The sequence below is a fragment of the Mitsuokella sp. AF21-1AC genome (assembly GCF_003458855.1).
Taxonomy (GTDB): domain Bacteria; phylum Bacillota; class Negativicutes; order Selenomonadales; family Selenomonadaceae; genus Mitsuokella.
On record NZ_QRVW01000009.1, the window covers coordinates 50,737 to 71,944 of the forward strand.

Annotated in this window: 24 protein-coding genes and 2 tRNA genes; 2 read left to right on the forward strand and 24 right to left on the reverse strand. The window is 55.8% G+C overall.

The window, feature by feature from the left end; all coding sequences use genetic code 11:
* Window positions 1–128: 128 nt before the first annotated feature.
* The 24 genes from DWX75_RS04860 to murI all read right to left on the reverse strand — a co-directional run bounded on the left by DWX75_RS04860 (window position 129) and on the right by murI (window position 20,781).
* Entirely contained in the window at window positions 129–413 is a 285-nt protein-coding gene (locus DWX75_RS04860; RefSeq protein ID WP_118015212.1) for a zinc-ribbon domain containing protein, read from the reverse strand.
* A gap of 267 nt (window positions 414–680) precedes the next feature.
* Window positions 681–2,777 (reverse strand): cation-translocating P-type ATPase, encoded by a 2,097-nt coding sequence (locus DWX75_RS04865; protein ID WP_118015213.1) that lies wholly within the window; start codon window positions 2,775–2,777, stop codon window positions 681–683.
* On the reverse strand, window positions 2,777–3,415 hold the full coding sequence (locus tag DWX75_RS04870; RefSeq protein ID WP_118015214.1) for an HMA2 domain-containing protein: 639 nt from the start codon (window positions 3,413–3,415) through the stop codon (window positions 2,777–2,779). The genes DWX75_RS04865 and DWX75_RS04870 overlap by 1 nt, the downstream gene beginning before the upstream one ends.
* Before the next feature lie 3 nt (window positions 3,416–3,418).
* Complete coding sequence (locus DWX75_RS04875) at window positions 3,419–3,709, reverse strand: HMA2 domain-containing protein (protein ID WP_118015253.1); 291 nt, start codon at window positions 3,707–3,709, stop codon at window positions 3,419–3,421.
* Window positions 3,710–3,804: 95 nt separating this feature from the next.
* Complete coding sequence (locus tag DWX75_RS04880) at window positions 3,805–4,011, reverse strand: 50S ribosomal protein L9 (protein ID WP_118015215.1); 207 nt, start codon at window positions 4,009–4,011, stop codon at window positions 3,805–3,807.
* A 194-nt stretch (window positions 4,012–4,205) separates the two neighbouring features.
* On the reverse strand, window positions 4,206–4,706 hold the full coding sequence (gene ilvN / locus DWX75_RS04885; protein ID WP_118015254.1) for an acetolactate synthase small subunit: 501 nt from the start codon (window positions 4,704–4,706) through the stop codon (window positions 4,206–4,208).
* Window positions 4,707–4,765: 59 nt separating this feature from the next.
* Window positions 4,766–6,451: a biosynthetic-type acetolactate synthase large subunit gene (gene ilvB / locus DWX75_RS04890; protein ID WP_118015255.1), complete on the reverse strand. Its 1,686-nt coding sequence runs from the start codon at window positions 6,449–6,451 to the stop codon at window positions 4,766–4,768.
* A gap of 102 nt (window positions 6,452–6,553) precedes the next feature.
* Entirely contained in the window at window positions 6,554–7,234 is a 681-nt protein-coding gene (locus DWX75_RS04895; RefSeq protein ID WP_118015216.1) for a ComF family protein, read from the reverse strand.
* 51 nt (window positions 7,235–7,285) lie between these two features.
* Complete coding sequence (gene yqeB, locus DWX75_RS04900; protein WP_118015217.1) at window positions 7,286–8,119, reverse strand: selenium-dependent molybdenum cofactor biosynthesis protein YqeB; 834 nt, start codon at window positions 8,117–8,119, stop codon at window positions 7,286–7,288.
* A gap of 810 nt (window positions 8,120–8,929) precedes the next feature.
* Window positions 8,930–9,589, reverse strand: coding sequence for a TatD family nuclease-associated radical SAM protein (locus DWX75_RS04905; protein WP_118015256.1), 660 nt, complete (start codon window positions 9,587–9,589; stop codon window positions 8,930–8,932).
* A gap of 46 nt (window positions 9,590–9,635) precedes the next feature.
* The gene (locus DWX75_RS04910; RefSeq protein WP_118015218.1) at window positions 9,636–10,460 is read right to left on the reverse strand and encodes a pyridoxamine kinase; all 825 of its coding nucleotides are present in this window, start codon (window positions 10,458–10,460) and stop codon (window positions 9,636–9,638) included.
* A gap of 27 nt (window positions 10,461–10,487) precedes the next feature.
* On the reverse strand, window positions 10,488–10,982 hold the full coding sequence (queF, locus tag DWX75_RS04915) for a preQ(1) synthase (protein ID WP_118015219.1): 495 nt from the start codon (window positions 10,980–10,982) through the stop codon (window positions 10,488–10,490).
* Between the two features lie 150 nt (window positions 10,983–11,132).
* Entirely contained in the window at window positions 11,133–11,885 is a 753-nt protein-coding gene (gene sdhB, locus DWX75_RS04920; protein ID WP_118015220.1) for a succinate dehydrogenase iron-sulfur subunit, read from the reverse strand.
* Between the two features lie 18 nt (window positions 11,886–11,903).
* Window positions 11,904–13,811, reverse strand: coding sequence for a succinate dehydrogenase flavoprotein subunit (sdhA, locus tag DWX75_RS04925; protein ID WP_118015221.1), 1,908 nt, complete (start codon window positions 13,809–13,811; stop codon window positions 11,904–11,906).
* A 36-nt stretch (window positions 13,812–13,847) separates the two neighbouring features.
* Window positions 13,848–14,474, reverse strand: a complete 627-nt coding sequence (locus tag DWX75_RS04930) for a succinate dehydrogenase (RefSeq protein WP_118015222.1) — start codon at window positions 14,472–14,474, stop codon at window positions 13,848–13,850.
* Window positions 14,475–14,556: 82 nt separating this feature from the next.
* Complete coding sequence (locus DWX75_RS04935) at window positions 14,557–15,123, reverse strand: Fe-S-containing hydro-lyase (RefSeq protein ID WP_118015223.1); 567 nt, start codon at window positions 15,121–15,123, stop codon at window positions 14,557–14,559.
* A gap of 45 nt (window positions 15,124–15,168) precedes the next feature.
* Complete coding sequence (locus DWX75_RS04940; RefSeq protein ID WP_118015224.1) at window positions 15,169–16,011, reverse strand: fumarate hydratase; 843 nt, start codon at window positions 16,009–16,011, stop codon at window positions 15,169–15,171.
* Between the two features lie 261 nt (window positions 16,012–16,272).
* Window positions 16,273–16,800 (reverse strand): metallophosphoesterase, encoded by a 528-nt coding sequence (locus DWX75_RS04945; protein WP_118015225.1) that lies wholly within the window; start codon window positions 16,798–16,800, stop codon window positions 16,273–16,275.
* Window positions 16,797–17,396 (reverse strand): RdgB/HAM1 family non-canonical purine NTP pyrophosphatase, encoded by a 600-nt coding sequence (gene rdgB, locus DWX75_RS04950; RefSeq protein ID WP_118015226.1) that lies wholly within the window; start codon window positions 17,394–17,396, stop codon window positions 16,797–16,799. Before rdgB ends, DWX75_RS04945 begins: the two co-directional genes overlap by 4 nt.
* Window positions 17,397–17,403: 7 nt before the next feature.
* Entirely contained in the window at window positions 17,404–18,150 is a 747-nt protein-coding gene (gene rph, locus DWX75_RS04955) for a ribonuclease PH (RefSeq protein ID WP_118015227.1), read from the reverse strand.
* Window positions 18,151–18,214: 64 nt separating this feature from the next.
* The gene (locus tag DWX75_RS04960) at window positions 18,215–18,886 is read right to left on the reverse strand and encodes a F420-0:Gamma-glutamyl ligase (protein WP_118015228.1); all 672 of its coding nucleotides are present in this window, start codon (window positions 18,884–18,886) and stop codon (window positions 18,215–18,217) included.
* Window positions 18,887–18,909: 23 nt separating this feature from the next.
* A complete protein-coding gene (locus DWX75_RS04965; RefSeq protein WP_118015229.1) occupies window positions 18,910–19,461 on the reverse strand; it encodes a hypothetical protein in 552 nt (183 codons plus the stop codon).
* A gap of 12 nt (window positions 19,462–19,473) precedes the next feature.
* Window positions 19,474–19,920 carry an acyl-CoA thioesterase gene (locus DWX75_RS04970; RefSeq protein WP_369974333.1) on the reverse strand — a complete coding sequence of 149 codons (447 nt, stop codon included), beginning with the start codon at window positions 19,918–19,920 and terminating at the stop codon, window positions 19,474–19,476.
* A 78-nt stretch (window positions 19,921–19,998) separates the two neighbouring features.
* Window positions 19,999–20,781: a glutamate racemase gene (murI, locus tag DWX75_RS04975; RefSeq protein ID WP_118015231.1), complete on the reverse strand. Its 783-nt coding sequence runs from the start codon at window positions 20,779–20,781 to the stop codon at window positions 19,999–20,001.
* 226 nt (window positions 20,782–21,007) lie between these two features.
* Here murI and DWX75_RS04980 point away from each other — a divergent pair.
* Together DWX75_RS04980 and DWX75_RS04985 are read left to right on the forward strand one after the other, a co-directional pair.
* Window positions 21,008–21,096, forward strand: a tRNA-Ser gene (locus tag DWX75_RS04980).
* A gap of 3 nt (window positions 21,097–21,099) precedes the next feature.
* Window positions 21,100–21,190: transfer RNA gene (locus DWX75_RS04985), tRNA-Ser, on the forward strand.
* The last annotated feature ends 18 nt before the right edge of the window (window positions 21,191–21,208 follow it).

Below are 21,208 nucleotides of genomic sequence, written 5' to 3' on the forward strand. Positions count from 1 at the left end.
TCGCCTTTCACAAAAGAAAGCCCGGAAACGCATTCCCGGGCTTCGTTGCTCATATGCATGTTTATTATAGCATGCTGCATAAAGAATCGCAAGAGAGATCCCTGCGGTTCCTGTCTTTCTTTATGCGATTACTGTGCGCGTCTCTTGTTGAAGCAGTCGCGGCAGTATACCGGACGATCGTTCTTCGGCTCGAACGGAACCTCCGTTTCCTTGCCGCAGTCTGCGCAGACGACCTTGTACATCTTGCGCTGCTCACCGCCCTCACGGCTGCGGCGGCGCTTGTCGCGGCAATCACGGCAGCGTGCTGGTTCGTTCTCAAAGCCTTTCTCAGCATAAAATTCCTGCTCACCAGCGGTGAAGATGAATTCTTTACCACATTCTTTGCACGTGAGTGTCTTGTCTTGGTATTCCATAAGATAATCCCCTTACTAAAAATAGAAATAAACTTCAGATGTCCGCTTCCCTATAAGCAGAAAATGCTAAGAAAAAGAACGTCTATAAATACAGTATACTTGTTATTATCATAAAGTGCAAGTAATTTTTTTATTGTGTAAAAATTCCGCTGAATTAGAAACAATAACCATCGCGTCAAACAACGCAAAAAGCAGGCTGTCTGCCGCGGGGAACACACGCGCGGCAGACAGCCTGTCCAAAAAATCATGATTTGAGAATGAAGAGAATCAACGGCGCTTGCGGCGAACAAAGGCGCGCTGCTCGGGCCGCAGGATGCGGCAGCTGTTGAGCACGACAGCCAGTGTAGCCGTGTTGTGGATGACGGCTGCCCACAAGGGATTGATGCGTCCGAGTGCTCCGAGGAGCATCGCCGCACTGTTGACGAGGATCGTCGCCATGAAGTTCTGATGCACGAGATCCATCGTGCGGCGGCCGAGCTGCAGAGCCTCCATGAGTCTCGACGGGTCCTCCGAATGAATCGTGACAGCCGAAGACTCCGCGGCGATATCCGTCTGGCGGCCGCCGAGTGACACGCCGACGTCGGCAAAGGCCAGCGCCGGCGCATCGTTGATGCCATCGCCGACCATCATGACCGTGCCGTGCTGCTTGAGCTTGTTGACATAATCGGATTTATCCTCCGGCAGGATTTCCGCATAATAGGAATCGATGTCCATGCTGCGGGCCACTTCCTGTGCGACCGGCTTGCTGTCACCCGTGAGCATGACGATTTCATCAATGCCGTAGCGGCGCATTTGATTGAGCGTCTTCTTCATCTTGGGACGAATCGGATCCTCGATGCCGATGACGCCGATGAGCTGTTCATCGCGAGCCACGTAGAGGAGATTCTTGCTCGTGAGTCCCGCATCGAGCGTTTCGGGATCCGTGATGCCATGCTCGGCAAGGAATTTCTTGCTGCCCACGCGGACCACGCCGCCGTGGAAGCCCTCAAAATCAGGCACTTCCGCCTGCATGCCGCGCGCCACGATGGTCTTCGAAGTCTTATGATGCGGCGTCTCCCAGTTCTTCTCCTTGACGTATTTCTGAATGGCAACGGCCAGCGGATGAACGGAATGCAGCTCCGCCGAAGCGGCGAGCAGAACCGTCTCCTTCTCCGTGACGCCCTGCGCGGTCTTGACAAAGGAAATCTGCGGCACGCCCACCGTCAGCGTGCCCGTCTTGTCGAGCACAACGGTATCCGTCTCGGCCAGGGCCTCGATGTAGTTGCCGCCCTTGACGAGAATACCGCGCTTCGCGGCCGCGCCGATGGCAGCCGAGATGGCCGTGGCTGTCGAAAGCTTGAGGCCGCAGGAAAAGTCGATGAACAGGAGATTCAGGACACGCTGCCAGTCCCGCGTCGCGCCATAAACGATGGCTGCACCGAGGAACGACACCGGCACGAGGAAATTGGCCATCTGGTCGGCAAAGTTCTGCACCGGCGCCTTGCGCGTCTGCGCTTCCTCGACGAGATGGACGATGTGCGCAAGGCTCGTATCCTTGCCGACTTTCTCCACGGCAATGACGAGCTCACCGGCTTCGACGACAGAGCCCGCATATACGGGCGAGCCCTTGTGCTTCATGGCCGGATTGGACTCACCTGTGATCGATGCCTGATTGATGGCGGCATCGCCGGAGATGACGCGGCCATCGATGACAATCTTCTCACCGGTATGCGCGGCGATGACATCGCCGGCTTTGACCTCTTCGACGGGTACCTTGCGCTCGACCTCTCCATCGACGAGCCATACGTAGCGCTGATCGATCGAGAGCAGGCCGGAAATATGGCTGCGCGCGCGTTCTGCCGCGTAGCTCGTCAGCATTTCCGCACCGTTGGAAATGGCAAGCAGCGTCAGGCTCGATTCCGGCTTGCCGGCCAGTACCGAAGCGATGACAGCCGTCGCCGTCAGTGTATCAGCATTGGGCTGATGATCCTTGACCATGCCCTGTATGCCATTCTGGATGAACTTGCGGGCAATGCCGAGCACGAGCAGGCTCCTGACGACCTTGAGGCTCAGGAAGAGCTGCGGCTGCGTGCGGCGCAGGACTTCCATGCCGGCAAAGCTCGCAAGCGAGAACAAGGCATCACGGCGGTACTCCGCGAGGCGGTCAGCCGGTTTGATGGCTGCTTCCCTGACGTGTTCGACCGTCTCGATGGCCAGGCGCTGGATTTCCCGTACCGGCAGGCGTCCCTGATACCAGATCTGAATGCGCCGCTCCGCTACCGTCACGGCCTTGACCATGCGGTAGCGGCGTATGGCTGCCGCCAGCCTTGCGCGCTCTTCGCGCGGCAGGCTGGCCTGCAGATTAAAATAACAACTTCCGTACATTATACCGTTCGCCAACCTCTCATCAGTGACAAGGCCCACCAGAGCATCTGCGCGCCTGATGGCGAAGTCTGTGTCATAATCATCTTGCGCAGGCCGCGCAGGCCAAACAGCAGGGAGGCCAGAGAACTCATGTCAAACAAGCCGCCCGTGCTGTGCTTGATCCAGGCGGAAAAAGCGCGGGCCGAGCCGCGGATGCTGCGCGTGACACTGCCCGCGTGCGACTCATCCGGCAGCCGGTCTTCTGTATCTGCGCGGCCCCTGTGCCCAAAGATATGATCACGCAGCCAGGCTGCCAGGCCTTCAATCTTCAGTGCATCCGCCTCCTCGAAGCAGAACAGGATGCTGCCGCTTAAGGCATTGACCTCCACGCTCCTGACAAAATCCAGGCGTGAAAGATTTTCCTCGAGGATACTCGCCAGTCCTGCGGAAATGACAGCAGCCTGGTAACGCCGGCGGCCCGGCAAAGCGGAAACGAGCTCGAGCCCGTCCGGCACAGCCTTACTGCGCACCGGACGGGAAAAATGTGCCCGGCGTGCCGAAACGCGCGGCGCACAAGCTCCTGACTGACGACCTCCCAGCATCTGACGGATGCTCTTGCCAATGGCGGCGCCCATCATGAAACCAGATACATAAGACATGGCTTACCTCCTCCTCGCATGTGTCATGATATATTCTTCAACTTTGCGCAAATCACGGTTCGTGCGCAGGATCCCAGGCACATAATGGATGAGGATGGAGCCCGTCACCGTGTTCGTCTCCACGCGCTCAATTTCCCGGAATGCACCGAGCTGCTGCTGCACCTGCTGTTCCAGGCCGGGATTGCCGATGAGCTTCTTGCTGTGAAGACGCACACGGCCCGGCAGATAAGATGAGATCTCGACCGAGCGGATGAATAAATCCAGGGTATTCGTAGGAATCTGCAGATTTCCCATGAAATTCAATCGTATTTCCTCCCTAAAACCACAATGGCATGTACAGAAAGAGACTGCCGCAAAGCTGGCAGTCTCCCTTGTCTCATGCAAAACAATCAGTTTTTCTTGGCTTCCTGAGCTGCAATCAGGTCTTCCAGTTCTTCCTTCTGACGCTGAAGCTCAGCAAGGGGAACTTCGCCAGTCGGAGCGGCCGGCTGAAGAGCGGCCATCTGCTGCTCGCGCTCCTGCATGAAGCGATAGCCGAAGATACCGGCTACTGCACCAACAGCAAGACCAATCCAAAAATCTGTCTTCTGGAACATCTCATCCATCCTCCTTCACATATCATCGTATATATAATATGCAGACTGCTTATTACCCATATTGGCGGGGACTGCACTCTCTATTTCCTTTCCATAATAACACGACTGGTTATCATTATCAAAAATAAGAACGTAAAAAAATCCCTGCTGGAGCAAGCCACAGCAGGGATTGTAACGCTTCCACACCAGCGTGTTCACATGTCCTTGACGGGGACCGGACCGCGGGAAATCGCGATGGCCCCTGTGCGGGCAATCTCGATGATGCCGTACTCCTTCATGACATCACAGAGTGCATCGATCTTATTCTGTGCACCCGTCAATTCAATGACGACATCCTGCGGCGTCACATCGACGATGTTGGCACGGAAGATGTTGACCACATTGATGATGTCCGCGCGATTCTCACGCGTCGCGGCAACCTTGATGAGCACGAGCTCGCGCTCAATGGAATCCGCCTCGCTGAGATTGACGATCTTGATGACATCGATGAGCTTGCTGAGCTGATTGATGACCTGGTAGAGCTCATTCTCCGATTCTACCGAAACCACAATGTTGATGCGCGTGACATCCGCATCTTCCGTATAACCGGCCGAAATGCTTTCGATATTGAATGCTCTGCGGCTGATGAGTCCCGATACATGTGTCAGAACTCCCGGCTTATCGTCGACGAGGACGGCCAGCAGATATTTTTTCATCATAAAACCCCTTTCTATGGCAGCCATGGCGTCACCCGGCGCCATGACACAACGGTTCCTCAAAGATTGCCGAGCACCATCTGATCCAGGCGCTTGCCGCCCGGTACCATCGGCAGGACATTCTCCTCTTCCGGCACGAGCACGTCGATGAGGACAGGACCCGGCTGTGCGAGGATCTCCGGCAGGCGCGTCGTGAGCTCCTGCTTCTTCGTCAGGCGATATCCCTTGACGCCCATCGCTTCAGCCAGCTTCACGAAATCCGTCTTGCCCTTGAGTTCCGAATGGGAATAATGATGATTGTAGAACAGGCGCTGCCACTGGCCTACCATGCCGAGGATGCAGTTATGGATCACGACGACCTTGACGTCAATCCCCTCATCGGCAATCGTCGCAAACTCCTGGCAGTTCATCATGATGCTGCCGTCACCCGAGAAGAGGATGACGCGGCTCTGCGGGCAGCCGACCTTGGCGCCCATGGCAGCTGGCAGGCCGTAGCCCATCGTGCCCTGGCCGCCGGAGGTCAGGAAATGACGCGGCTTGTAGACCTTGAAGAACTGCGCAGCCCACATCTGATGCTGGCCAACGTCGGTAACGGCAATCGTGTCCTTGTCCGACAGCTGGCTGATCTTCTCAATCACGGCACCCGGCTTGATGAGGTCGCCTTCCTCCTGATAGCCGAAGGGGTGCTCGCCCGTCATCTCGATGGCATGGGCCAGCCACGGTGCATAGCGGGCCGGGAAATCATCCTCTGCCGCTTCGAGCTTGCTGCGCAGGAGCGGCAGTGCCCAGCTGAGATCGCCGATCACGCTGATATCCGCCGTCACATTCTTGTTGATTTCCGCCGGATCGATGTCGAAATGAACGATCTTGGCATGCGGGGCAAACTCCGAAACCTTGCCCGTCACGCGGTCGCTGAAGCGCATGCCGACGCAGAGCAAGAGATCGCACTGCTGGATGGCCATGTTTGCCGCATACGAGCCATGCATGCCGGCAAATTCCAGATAGCCTTTCATATCAGCCGGGATCGTGCCGATACCCAGCAGCGTCGCCGTCGAAGGCACGCCCAGACGCTCGATGATGGCGCAGAGATCTTCTGACGTATTGGAGATCGTCACGCCGCCGCCCGTGAAGACCAGCGGTTTCTTTGCCTTGCGCAAAGCTGCGATGACGTCATCGATGTCCTCTTCCCTGCCGGCGCACTCGCCCTTGTAGCCGCGCAGATGAACCGATTCCGGATATTCGTAGTCAAACTTCGCATCGAAGACATCCTTGGCAATATCGATGACGACTGGGCCCGGACGGCCCGTGCGGGCAATGTAGAACGCTTCCTTGATGATGCGCGGCAGATTGTGTACATCCTTGACGAGGTAATTGTGTTTCGTGATGGGCGTCGTGATGCCGCAGATATCCGCCTCCTGGAAGGAATCCTTGCCGATGGAGGCATTGCCGACCTGTCCCGTGATGCAGACGAGTGGTACCGAATCCGTGCAAGCTGTTGCAATCCCCGTGATGAGGTTCGTTGCACCAGGGCCCGACGTGGCAAAGACCACGCCGACTTTGCCCGTCGCGCGCGCATAGCCGTCAGCCGCATGGACAGCGCCCTGTTCGTGACGCGTCAGCGTATGCGGGAAATTCATCTTATAAACCGCATCGTATAACGTGAGCACAGCGCCTCCGGGATACCCGAAGACCATATCCACGCCTTCTTTCTTCAGGCTCGTAAGGACGGCCTGAGCACCATTCATCTTCAATCGAATGCCCCCTTGTACCTTCGCCATATTGGCTCCAACAAAAAACTCGCGTAAGATTCCTCTATTATACATCAATTGTATACAAGTTTACAATCATTAACGACAATTTAATCTCCCAAAGTCGCTTGTAAACACAAGTACGTCAACGGAAGCGGCTCCTGCCTCATGGAGCACCCGGGCACAGGCTGCCATCGTAGTCCCTGTCGTCAGGATATCGTCAAGCAGCAGGAGATGACGTCCGGCAATCGCAGCCCCCGGCTCAGGCACGAAGGCATGCTGCAGGACACGGCGCCGCTCGTGAGGCTGCAGCGCATAGAGAGGACGGGTGGCGGACTGCCGTCGCAGCAGGCGCTCAGACGGCAGATTCCTGGCAGTCAGGAATCGATCAAATATGGCCTCCACCTGATTGAAGCCGCGTTCCCGTTCCCGCGCCGCATGCAGCGGCACAGGCACCGCAACCTCAAGATCAGGCGGCAGATGAATATCCTGCTGCACATGACAAAGATACGTATCGATATACGGCAGTGCACTGCGCCGGCGCCGGTATTTGAGATCATGGACCAGGCTGCGCAGGCCGCCGCGATAGACGCCAAGCGCCCAGGCAGAACGGACGATTCCTTTTAAGGGAGCCGGCAAAACCAACCGGTGTACGCCGCCAGCCCGTTTCAGGCAGGCCGGGCACCACGAACCGCGCGTCTCCACATACGCATGACAGAGTGGGCAATGCGGAGGAAACAAGAAATCCAGCAGCGGCTGCCATAAGGAAAACCGAGTCATGACGCTCCTTTCCAGGCCGCTGTCTCAGCTCGTACCGCAATGGCCAGAACCTCAGAAGAAGCGATATTTCGGCTTCTTGCTCTGCCAGGCCATGACTGCCTCGAGTACGGAGCCGCCGATGCAGCGGGCCTTGTCCGATATCGTATAGCATTCTTCCTGTCCCATCGTCGGATGGATATCCGCGATCTTCTGCCCGGCAGCCACTTTCACACCATCGTAGATGATGCCACGCAGCACGCCGTCAATCGTCGCTTCGATCTCGATTGTCTTGCCCTCCTTCGTATGAAGATGCGCGATTGGCTCGCCCTTCTTGACCACGAGAGAAATCGTGCGCAGGACCTCGATGCGGCCATCAGCCGGCGAAAAGACCAGATGATCGAGATTCGGCGACGCATCGACCGTGCCATTCCCATGGTCAGGATCCTTTGACGAGTAGCCTTCATAGATTAGGCGGCCGAGGTTGTGCCCGCGGCCCGTCTCTACGACCACATCGACATCGCGTCCGGCACAAAAGCCAGGCCCCAGAGCAATCGTATGTGTCGCCATCCCCTTGTTTGTTCCCGTAGGCTGATGGTTCAGAATAGCATCGACCAGCACATCCGGGTGCAGCTCGGCCACGCACTTGGCCTCGGGGTCGGCCATCATGATGACTTCGCCTTTCTTGAGACGCTTCGCCGCTTCCGGCAGCGTCTTGGCGCGATAGCAGGTCACGCGCTCCACCTCGGCTTCACCACGGTACATGGCATCGGAAAACGATACCTTGCGGCGCGTGGCCGTCGGCTTTTTCTGTTCGAGCACGAGTACGCGAAAACCGGCACAGTGCAGGCAATGGATGATGCCGCTGGCAATCTCACCGCCTCCTCGCACGATGATCAGATGTTTCATAGGACAGGCCCTTCTTTCCCTTTGGTATTACTTCCATTATACTACAAAATACGACAGAATCTTATATTTTTCCTGAATCCATCGCCCTTGATCCGCAATTTGTGCAGAATCGATTCTGTCCATCCTGCGGCAAAGAAAATTCTTCTCAAATTTATATCAGAAGTATTGCAATTATCTGATAGTAATGCTATAATATAAGTGTAAAGAGGAGATGGACATGCAGACCACCGCAGAGTAGTCCTGGAGGTCGAAATGAGGTACGGTGCCTGTCCTGCCGAAAGAGGCTCTCTTCAAAACCTTACACGAAAGGATGTGGGTGGTTATTGAAGATTATGTATCGCAAGACTTCTTTCCATCCTGACTAGCAAGCGCATTGTTGAAGTACAAGAATATCCGCAACGGCGGGGTATGCACGTAATGATGGCCAGGGGCCGCCAGTCGTGCTCGATGCCAGTGGAAGTTTGGAGCGCAACGTCAGCGCGATGGACTGAAGGAAAGCAACCCTGGGTAAGTAAACGAGTTTCATCTACGTTCCATCGAGAGTGGTAGTCGGTATCTCCTATCGTTATCGGTAACGTTCCGAAGATGAACCAGATGTGTACACGATTTTACAACAAGGTGATTTGACATCACAGTTGTTTCAGCTGAGCATGAGATATTGGTAGAATTTCTAATCGCGAAGAAATTTTACAGGTCGACAACAGAATATTGAAAAAGAGAAGGATCACAAATATCTATGGTAATCTACATATAAAGCGGCTCGTATTACAGAGAGAATACGAGCCGCTTTTTTATTGCCATTTCCCCGCATCAGGAATCTTCATAGGGACGCACGCGCAATGTCAGGCCACGCTGCTCACAGATTGCCTTGCATCTTGCAATCTCATCGGGACCCTCGACATGGTCGACAATGGTCAGAACGACATGCGGCACATACGGCTTGCAATGCTCGGCAAATGTCAGCATCGCCTCATACGACTTCTCGCCAAACTTCGCCCGCGTGAGCTCGTAATAGCGCTGTGCATTGGAAGCGTTGAGGCTGATGGAAACCGTATCGAGGATTCCTTTGAAATCAGCGGCAAAGACGCGTCCGTTCTCAAGCTCACCAAGACCATTGGTGTTGAGGCGCGTCGGCAGATCAGGGTGCGTCTTCTTGACATAGTGCAAAAGAGTCAGCAGATCATCAAGCCGCATCGTCGGCTCACCGAAGCCGCAAAAGACAACTTCCTTGATGTACTCCCAGGGAACTTCATCCAAAGCCCGCTCCACTTCAGCCACGGTCGGTTCGCGTTTGAGCCAGAGCGTGGACTGCTCCGCCATATGCTTCATCGTGCGCAGGCAGAAGGTGCAGGCGCAATTGCAGCGGTTCGTGATATTGACATAGAGATTGCGCCTGCCCTCCGGCTGGACGCGCAGGGATTCCTCAAGCGGCAGGTATTTGCCGCCGGCATGCGTTGCATAAACAATCATCTTCATTACCACCTATCTTCTTGTTGCTTTCTGCAGACAAAACGGCTCAATGCAGTTCTGTCAGGTATTCTTCAAATGGCAGGCCGTAATTCCACGGCAGGTCGAGCTCTACGGCATAAGCAAGGCAGCGGCTGATGAAATCCGCAGCGCGCTGTACGGCCGGCTCGAGTGCTTCGCCGCGGATCAGGCTGGCAGCGACAATGGCCGCGAAGGCATCACCGCTGCCGGAGCGGTCGCCGCCGATCTTTTCCGCCCGGATGATGGCCGTCCTGCCATCTTCATAGAGAAAATTCTTAATGGTATCCGCTTCGTGAAGTCCCGTGATGACGATCTGCCGCGGCCCGCGTGCAGCCAGAGACGAAGCCATCTGCTGGAGTTCTTCATCGCTCACTTCCCCATTCTCCGGATACGGGATATCGAGCAGCTGGCAGGCTTCCGTAAGATTCGGCGTCACGAGGTCAGCCACCTGCAGCAGGCTGCGCATCTTGTCGCACATCTCCTGCGTATACGAAGGATAAAGCCTGCCGTAATCGCCCATGACCGGATCGACCATGACGCGCGTGCCATCTTTCTTGAAGCGCCGGATGAAATCCAGCACGATGGCAATCTGTTCGGCAGAGCCCAGAAATCCCGTGCAGATGCCATCAAAATCCAGATGGTTGCGCTGCCAGCTCTCCATATACGGTTTCATGCGGGCCGTATAATCATCGAGATAATGATCCGGGAATCCCGTATGGACGGACAGGATAGCCGTCGGCAGCGGACACGCCTGAATCTTCATGGCCGAGATGAGCGGCAGCTCCACGGTCACCGAGCAGCGGCCGAACCCCGTGATATCATTCACCAGCGCAATGCGCTTTTGACGTTTCATTCCTTCATCCCTTCATCCCTTGCATTATCAGCGGTTATCGACCTTGTCCATGGCGACGAGGTCATGTTCCATGAAACGGTGCTCGGCCAGCTTCTCATACTTCGTGCCCGGACGGCCGTAATTGGCGTAGGGATCGATGGAAATGCCGCCGCGCGGCAGGAACTTGCCCCAGACCTCGATATATTTCGGATCCATGAGCGCAATGAGGTCCTTCATGATGACATTGACGACATCCTCATGGAAATCGCCATGGTTGCGGAAGCTCACGAGGTAAAGCTTCAGGGATTTGCTCTCAACCATCTTCTTTCCCGGGACATACGAGATGTAGATGGTCGCATAATCCGGCTGTCCCGTGATGGGGCAGAGTGCCGTGAACTCCGGGCAATTGAACTTGACCCAGTAATCGTTATCCGGATGACGGTTCTCGAACGTCTCAAGGATTTCCGGGCAGTAATCGTAATGGTATTTGACATTTTTCTTGCCTAAAAGCGTGATGTCTTCCTGGGATTTATCGCGTGACAATGAAATTCCCTCCGTATCTTCACTATTCCTACACAGTATATTACTACTATCATAGCGAATCCATCAAAAATAATCAAGCAATGCAAAAGGACTGCCCTGCAAAGCTATGCTCTGCAGGGCAGTCCCCAGATGTGACCAAGTCGTCAGAGATTATTTGTCGAAGATGTTGCGCAGTGCCTGCTTGTTGACATCGCGGTTAAGCTGTGCGAGATACGTCGTCAGCTTGATGTTCTTCGGGCAAGCCTCGACACAGTTCTGGCTGTTGCCGCAACTCGTGATGCCGCCCTTCTCCATCAAGGCGTTCAGGCGCTTCGGAGCGTCGAACTTTCCGAGCGGATGGAGGTTGAAGAGATAAGCCTGTACCGTCGGAGCCGGTCCGATGAAGTCGGACTGCGGGCCAACGTTCGGGCAGGCTTCGAGGCAGCAGCCGCAGGTCATGCAGTGCGAAATCTCGTAAGCCGTCTGAGCCGTGTACGGATTCTGGATTGGAGCATCCTTGACTTCCCAGGTACCATCGACTTCGACCCAGCCATGGATGCGCTTGAGGCTCTCGAACATGACGGAGCGGTCGATGAGCAGGTCGCGGATAACCGGGAACGTGCGTGCCGGCTGCAGGTGAATCGGCTGCTTGAGCGTATCAACGAGCGTGCAGCAAGCCTGGCGTGCCTTGCCATTGATGACCATCATGCAGGCGCCGCAGACCTTCTCGAGGCAGTTGCACTCCCAAGTTACCGGAGCGACTTTCTTGCCGTCGACGGTCACCGGGTTCTTCTGGATTTCCATCAGGGCTGCAACGATGTTGAGGCCCGGACGATAGTCTACTTCGAACTCCTGGTTGTACGGCTTCTCTTTCGGGCCGTCCTGGCGCTCGACGATGATTCTGACTTTTTTCTGTTCTGCCATTTCTATTTGTCCTCCCTCTTACTCTTTCTTAGCTACGGCATAGTTACGCAGACGCGGCTTGATAAGAGAGTGTTCGAATTCACGGTAGGAAACAACCGGCTCTTCCTTCTCCTGGTCGAACGTGACGATGGTCGTACGCATGAACTCTTTATCGTTACGCTCGAAGAACACGAGGTCGTCGTTGCCGTCATCCGTCGTGCCACGGCCCGTCTCAGCATCGAAGTGGAACTTGCCGTACTTCTTCGTGAGGGCTTCCTTGAGCTGATCGTCCATCTTGTCGTAGTCGGACTTCAGGACGATCTTCGCATGAGCACCGCGGCTCTCGTCACGCTGCAGAGCGGACTGCGTGATGGCCATCGCATAGATGATCATGTTGCGCAGCTGACGAACGAACATGGCTTCCTGGTTTGCCCACGTGCCATGATCCGTGACGCCGATGTTGTCCCAGCGCTTGAGGATCTCCTTGAGTTCCTTGACGCATTCCTTGAGGCCGTTGTTATCGCGCTCAATGGAAACGTATTTGTACATGATATCGCCGAGCTCGTGATGGAGCTTATGCGCATTTTCCGTACCATTCATGTTGCGGATCTTGTCGAACTCTGCTACGCACTCCTGACGTGCTGCCTCGAGCTCTTCGTCCGTAAGAGCAGCGCCGAGCTTGCCGCTGCGTGCGAGGCGCAGGGATTCCGGACCAGAGATCGTGCCCGAATACGTTGCCGACAGCAGCGAGTTTGCACCGAGGCGGTTTGCGCCATGGTACTGGTAATCGCACTCGCCGGAAGCCAACAGGCCCGGGATGTTCGTGTGATGCTCGCGATCGACCCAGATACCGCCCATCGAGTAATGGATCGACGGGAAGATCTCCATCGGGACCTTGCGCGGATCCTGACCCATGAAGTCGCTGTACATCTCGAGGATGCCGCCGAGCTTGCGCTCGAGGTAGTCAGCCGGGATGTGCGAGAGGTCGAGGTAAACGCGGTTCGGGTTGTGCATGCCGAGGCCCATGTGGACAACGACCTTGTAGATGGCGCGCGATGCAACGTCACGCGGTACGAGGTTGCCGTATGCCGGATACATATCCTCGAGGAAGTACCAGCGCTCTTTCTCGCCCGTCTGCGGGTTCTTGCGGTAAACCCAGACGCGGCCGCCTTCACCGCGGCAAGCCTCGGACATCAGGCGGTTCTTATCGGAACCCGGGATGGCCGTCGGATGGATCTGGAGGAACTCCGGATTGCCGAGCTCAGCACCCTGCTGGTAAACAGCGGAGACAGCGGAGCCGTTGCAGATCGTCGAAGCCGTGCAGCGGCCGTACACCTGGCCAGGGCCGCCCGTAGCGAGGATGACGACATCAGCCGGGAACGAAACGATCTCGTTGGAATTCATGTTCTGCGCAACGATACCGCGGCAGACACCATCTTTGTTCTTGATGATCTTGATGAATTCCCAGAACTCATACTTCTTGACGCCGCCCTTTACTTCCCAACGGCGAACCTGCTCGTCGAGAGCATAGAGGAGCTGCTGGCCCGTCGTGGAGCCGGCGAAGACCGTGCGCTTGTTCTTCTGGCCACCGAAGTTGCGGAGGTCAAGCACGCCTTCTGCCGTACGCGTGAACGGCACGCCCATGCGGTCGAACATCTTGATGAGCTTCGGAGCAGCCTCGACCATGCCCTTTACTGCGAGCTGGTCAGCGAGGAAGTCGCCGCCGTATACCGTATCATCGAAATGCTCATAGATGGAATCGTGCTCACCCTTCGTATCCATGCAGGCGTTGATGCCGCCCTGGGCGCAGAGGGAATGGGAACGCTTTACCGGGCAATAGGAAAAGAGGTCTACTTTTCCGCCGCCTTCGCAGATCTTCAGCGTAGCCATGAGGCCCGAAAGGCCGCCGCCTACGACGATAATCTTATTTTCTGGTTTCTTAGCCATTGATATTCTCCTTTTCTTACACAGCGTATCGAGGTCTTACATGACGTAGTAGCTGGCCATGAAAGCGACCGTTACCAGGCAGAGAAGTGCGCAGAGGCACATGCTCAGGACGTTGATGACGAACTGAACGCGCGGGCCTTTGGCAATGCCCCAAGTCATGCAGAAGGTCGTGATACCATTGCAGAAATGGAAGATTGCAGCGAACATGCCGATCGTGTAGAGCACGGCTACGAGCGGGCTGCCCGTGAAGTAGGACTGCAGGAGCTCATAGGAAATCGGCGTACCGGAGATGGCTTTCGTGAAGATGCGCAGATAGAATACATGCCAGATGAGGAATACGACGAGGAACCATGCCGTCCAGCGCTGGAGTGCAAACTGCCAGTTGCGGACATAGCCATAGCGGCCCGGGTTGTTCTTGGCCTGCAGTGCGATATAGATACCATAGATGGCATGGAAGAGGATTGGCAGAGCAACGCCAAAGATTTCCAGGCCGAGGAAAATCGGATGCGGAATGAGCTCCATCATGGCAAGAGCGCCATTGAGCGACTCAGCACCACCAAGTGCACGAGCATTCGTGATGATATGCTCGAAGAGGAAAAGGCCGATTGCCAGCAAGCCGACTAAGGAATGCAGACGGCGCAGATAAAAAGTTGTGTGAAACATTCTATACCTCCTGTTGATTCGTGGAAAAAAGGAAAGAAGCCTTGAGCGAGCCTCTCAAGAGCTTCCTTCCTCCCAACTTTTATCAGTAACCCTTCAGGGTACGATACTTCTCCTGGTTGACATCGTAGAGGTTGTTCCCCTGGCAGTCGATGACAACAATTGCTGGGAAGTCTTCGACCGTCAGGCGTGCCAGCGCCTCAGGGCCGAGTTCCGGGTAAGCGAGGACTTCGTATTTCTTGACGGATTTTGCGATGAGCGCCGCAGCGCCACCAACAGCAGCAAAGTACGTAACGCCATTCTTCTTCATGGATTCAACGACTTCCTTGGAACGGGAGCCTTTGCCAATCATGCCCTTGATGCCCTGATCGAGCATCGTCGGCGTGTATGCATCCATGCGGCCAGAAGTCGTCGGACCGCAGGAGCCAATCGGGTCACCCGGCTTTGCCGGCGTAGGTCCGAGGTAATAAACCATCTTATTGTGCCAGTCAATCGGCAGCTTCTCGCCATTGGCAAGCGCTTCGCACATCTTCTTGTGTGCGGCATCGCGGGCTGCGTAAATCTCACCCGTGATGAGCACGCTGTCGCCGATCTTGAGCTTACGGGAATCTTCTTCCGTAAATGGGGTATGGATACGAATAGGTTCTGCCATGATTATCTCTCCTCCTGATGATTTCTGCTCAGCTTATGGAACGAATCAAAGTACGCGCTGTGCATGGCGGCATGCATGGCAGCAGATCGTAACAGCCACCGGCAGGCCAGCGATATGCGTCGGGCCCCACTCGATGTTGACGCCGATGCAGGACGTCGTGCCGCCGAGCTGCGGTCCAATACCCGTTTCATTGATGAGTTCGAGGAGTTCGTCTTCGAGCTTTGCATACTCCGGCATCGGGTTATGCGAATCGATCGAGCGCGTCAGCGCAATCTTGCTCATGACAGCGGCGCGGTCCATCGTGCCGCCGATGCCGATACCGACAACCATCGGCGGGCAAGGATTCATGCTGGCATGGAGGATGATTTCCATAACGGCTTTCTTGACACCTTCGACGCCATCAGCCGGAACGAGCATCTTGATGCCGCCCTTGTTCTCAGAACCAAAGCCTTTCGGCTCAACCGTGATCTTGAGCTTGTCGCCCGGAACGATCTTCGTGTAGATGACGCCCGGCGTGTTGTTCTTCGTGTTGACGCGATTGAAAATCGGCTCTGCCACGACTGACTTTCTCAGGTAGCCTTCCGTGTAGCCCTTGGCAATACCGTCGTTGACAGCCTCTTCGAGGTCACCGCCGACGATGTGAAGATCCTGACCAACTTCGAGGAAGACAATCGTCATGCCGGTATCCTGGCAGTACGGGCGATCTTCATCGCGTGCGATTTCTGCGTTCTTGATGATCTGGTCGAGCACGGCCTGGCCTACCGGGGACTTCTCCGTCTCACGGCCTTTCTTCAGGCCTTCATAGACGTCCTTCGGAAGATAGTAGGCAGCTTCCTTGCACATCTGTGCAACGGTTTCCGTGATCTGTTTTGCGTCGAGTTCTCGCAAAGTAATCCCTCCCATAAATACGACTTATCACACATCTGTGATTCATGATAACACATTTTATAGCGGCTTTCAAGCATTATTGAATGCCCGCAAACCCTTGAAAATAGTGAATTCCATTCACTTTTTCCTGCCCGTTCAGGACACGAAATTACTACTATATACATTTACATATATTGGCCATCTGCAAAAAAAAATCCTGCTTTCACACAGGACTTTTTTCGGTTCACTTATATATTTTGTTAAAATTTTTCTTGATTCGACTTATTGTATCGTGTTGACATATACGCCATTTATGGTGTCCTCTGTGGGAAAACGCACGAGACGGACACCGGGGCGCTTCCCCGGCACGAGTTCCATGACTGCGAACGACCCCGTCGCGGCATCGCGCGGCCGCGCGACACTGCCGGGATTCAGTACGGTGAGCTCCCCCGGAGAAAGTTCTGCCACATGCGTATGACCGTAGATGGCGATATCCGCGCCGCAGGCCTCCGCCTGTTCGCGCAGCATCCGCGTCGTATAGCGCACACCGTAGATATGTCCATGCGTCAGGAAGATGCGATGGCCTTCCACATCCCGGACCTCATCATCCCGGACGCGCTCATCCGGCCAGTCACAATTGCCGGCGACACGTACGACTTCGGTATCCGTCATCATCGCCAGGTACTCCGCATCGGGTACCACATCGCCTGCGTGGAACCAGAGCCTGACGCCCTGCGCAGCGGGATGGGCGAGCATCGCATCGATGGCACGCGTATTGCCATGGCTGTCGCTCACGATTCCTACTTTCATTTCAGATACTCCTCCAACTTGCGGACCATGGCACGCAAAGCCCTGCCGCGATGACTGATGCAATCCTTCTCCTCAATCGTCAGCTCCGCCATCGTGCGGCCCGGATAATCGGCCGTGTAGAAATACGGATCATAGCCAAAGCCATTTTCCCCCTTCGGCTCGAGCGCGACCTTGCCCTCGCAGCATCCTTCCGTCTCGTACTCCGTGCCGTCAAGACCGGCAAAGGACAGGACGCAGCGGTAATCGGCAGGCGAACACGTGACGCCGTGTGCACGCAGTTCCTCCCTGAGCTTCGCGTTGTTCGTCGCGTCATCAGCATGGAAGCCGGCGAAGCGCGCCGAATGGACACCTGGCGCCCCTGAAAGGACTTCGACCTCCAGGCCCGAATCGTCCGCCAGGCAGTCGCAGCCGGTTTTTTCCCGATAGAAGCAGGCCTTGATCCTGGCATTCTCGCCGAAGGTCCGGCCGTTTTCCACCGCATCCGGCAGCTCGCCAAAATCTGCCAGCGAAACGACTTCTACCGGCAGATGCGCAAGCGCCGCGCGCAATTCGCGCACCTTGCCCGGATTTTTAGTTGCCAAAACGATTTTCTTCATGCTTTTCTCATCCTTCCCGGCCTACCAGCCAGACGAGTTCCCCGCCCAGCACATCCTTCTGATACGAAATGAGTTCCCGGCAGCCGCGCTCGCCAAGCGCCAGGAGGCTGCTGAGCTCCTCATGGCTGAACGGACGGCCCTCGCCCGTCCCCTGCACTTCGACGAAACGGCCGTCTCCCGTCATGACGACATTCATGTCGACGATGGCCTGCGAATCCTCCTCGTAGCAAAGATCGAGAATCGGCTCCTCCTCATGGCTGATGCCCACGCTGATTGCAGCCAGGAAATCCTTGACGGGAAAGATATTCCCCTTCTCATAAAAGGACGCACATGCCTCGACCAGCGCAACAAAGGCACCGGTAATCGAAGCCGTGCGCGTGCCCCCATCCGCCTGGATGACATCGCAGTCAATCTGGATGGTGCGCTCACCGAGAGCTTTCGTATCGACGACGGAACGCAGACTGCGGCCGATCAGGCGCTCAATCTCCTGCGTCCGGCCGGACTGGCGTCCCCTGACGGCTTCGCGCTGCGTGCGCGTGCTCGTCGCACTCGGCAGCAGTGAATACTCTGCCGCGATCCATCCCTCTCCCGTACCGCGCAGGAAAAAGGGCACGCGGTCCTCGATGGAAGCCGCGCAAATGACCTTGGTATTCCCCATCTCAATGAGCACCGAACCCGCCGGATACTTCTGGAAATGGCGATGAATCTCATACGGCCGCAGGTCACCGGCCTGCCTTCTGTCAATTCTTGCCATGCCTTCACCCTCCAAAGAAAAGAGCCTTCCCCCGCAAGGGGGAGGGCTTCCATAAAATCAACGCTTATTTGCCGGATTTGCTCTCCTGATACTGGCGATAGTTCTTGATGATGCAGATCGGCGTCTTCTGGCTGGCATTGCCGAACGGGTTGTCAATGAGCAGCTTTGCTGCCATCTGGCCATCGACCTTATCCGTCACACCGACCACGCGCGAGCGCTTGAGATCATTGACATCGGCAATCATCGCGCCGAAACAGCCGAGACGCTGCTGGATCTTCTTGACGACTTCATTCGGATCCTTCGGGCCGTAGACGATGCATTTATCGAACGGCGGCATCGTACCCGTGACATCATCGATGAGCGCCGTCTGCTCGCCGCCCCATTTGTAGAAGAGGCCGCTCTGGCCGACGAGCTTGCCGAGGAAGCCCGCGAACAGCGCAAAGGCCACGCGCCATTTGCCTTCGACATCCATCAGGGACTGCATGCCATGCGGCGAAGCCAGGCTGCCGTAATCCGGGATGAAGCGGCAGCAGAACTGTGCGACGCGCGTAATCTTGAGATCCTCCGGGCGCACGAAGCGGCCCTGCGTGATGGCAACGACGCTCTCTGCCGTGCACAGGAGGTCGTCAGGGCCAATCTTGCCCTTCGTATAGCGTTCAATGCTGTCGACGATATCGTCTTTCTCGGTCAGGATGCGCGTCGGGACCGGGATCAAATCAAGTTTTGCTTCTGCCATGATGATAATTCCTCCCTCAGTCCTCAATCCTTAACGAGCTCGACACCGGCGAGCTTGGCAATCTCTTCAGCCGGCAGAGTCAGGCGTACCTTCGTGTAATGCCACGGCGTGCGGCCTGTTTCCATCCAGATGACATCCATCGGCAAGTCGACCATATGAGAAAGCGCTTCCTTGAGGCTCAGGCCCTTGCGCGGCGTCAGTTTGACCTTGGCAAAGATGTTGAGCTTGTCCTCATGGTTGCGGTCGCCGAGCTTCTGAATGAGCACAGCCTCGAAATAATCGTCCTCGCGGGGCTCCCCTTCGCGCTCAGCCTTGCCACGTGCCTCGATGCCGTCGTACTGCTCGTACGGCAGCTGCGGACGTACCATGGCATCCATGATCGTCGCACACTGCTTGCCCTCATTGATAAAGGTCAGTTTCTTGGAGATGACGATGCTGTCGTCCGTCTGGGATTCCACGACAAACGGGGCATCCGTCTTCACGACAACCTTTTCCTTGCCGACCGCGCAAAGATAAAGTTTTGCCACGATGACTGCGGCCACGATGAGGCCAATGATTACATATAATACCGTCACGTTACTTCCTCCTCAGTCTTTTTCCTCTGCAGCTGCCAGAGCCTGCTGTTCTTCCGCCATGGCCTGCTGGAGCTTGCGGTAATACTTCTCCGGCAGGCGCGTGATCTTGCCCGTATCGCTATGGGTAAAGACGTTCTGCGTGAAGCCCGTTACCATGAGGACCCCTGTCTTCTTGTTAAAGACGCGGTAAGAGAACGCCATCTTCGCGCGCGTCAGAGCCTTGGCCGTCGTCTCAATCTGGACGACATCATCGAAGCGGCCCGGCGAAACGTACTTCGCCCGCACCTCGGTGATGGGGAAAACGTATCCGTCTTCCATCATCTCCCCCAGGGTAATCCCGTATTTGCGCAGATATTCAACGCGGCCCGTCTCAAACCAGCGAATGTAGTTGGCATGATGTACAACCGCCATGGCGTCCGTATCGTAGAAGTTGACATGATGTTCCGTAATCACTGACACGGCCATCCCTCCTCATGCAGGTTTCTTGATTAGAAATACAATGTATAGGGTAGAACAAAAGCCATGGAAAGTCAAGAATCAATTGAGCTCGTAGACCTTGTCGAGCCGCTTCAGGTAGCGGCCGATGCGCTGCAGCTCCGCTTCTTCCCTGACGAGGCGGCCCGAATAATAATACTCGACCCTCTGCGGCAGATTCTCAAGGGCATGGCGCTCCTTGAGACGGCGCACGAGCTCCCGCACCGTACCGGCATTGCCGTCAACGAAATGCATGGCCGGCGGCATGAGACGGCGCATCGTGTCCTTGAAATAGTTGAAATGCGTGCAGCCGAGGACAAGTGCCGAATACTCAGCAAGGTCAAATGCCGAGAACTCCTGCTGCAGATAATCCGTCACGGCCTGCGACTCAAATTCCTCGCGTTCCGCGAACTCCACGAGCCGCGGCAGCGGCAGAAGGTCCACGAGATGTTCCTTGTCCACACGGTCAATCAGGACCTTCATCTTCTTTCCCTTGACCGTGATTGGCGTGGCCGTCACGAGCACGCGATGCTCGCCATCGAGATCGAGTGCTTTCTTGGCAGCCGGCTCCATGCCGATGATGGGGATATCGTAGCGGCGGCGCATATCCTTGACCGCTACGGAGGTCGCCGTATTGCAGGCCACGACGATGGCCTTGACATCACGCGTCAGCAGGAAATCAAAGGCTTCCTGCACGAAGCCGCGCACTTCTTCCTGCGTCTTGACGCCATAAGGTACATGATCCTCATCCGCATAGAACACGAACTGCTCATGCGGCAGGACACGCATGGCATGATGCAGGACAGACAGCCCGCCGATGCCCGAATCAAAAAACGCGATTTTCATTCTCAGCACTCCCGAACAATAAGATTCGCTGCCAATATAATCAGCCGCCCATGAGGACGCCTTTCACAGACCCGCAGCATTCAGAAAACCCGCCTAGCAGTGACAGCGAACAGGCGGGTTCCTTCTTCTATTCTTCATTATAGCAGTTCTGTTTTTCTCTGGCAACGCACGAAAACAACGCTTCATTTGACACATGCTCCGTTTCTTTGCTATAATGACTTCATATGGAGAGGTGTCCGAGTGGTTTAAGGAGCCGGTCTTGAAAACCGGTGATGCAGCAATGCACCGTGGGTTCGAATCCCACCCTCTCCGCCATATGGAGTGGTACTCAAGAGGCTGAAGAGGACGGTTTGCTAAATCGTTAGGCTGGGTAACCGGTGCGGAGGTTCGAATCCTCTCCACTCCGCCACTTGCAAGCAAAAGAGGC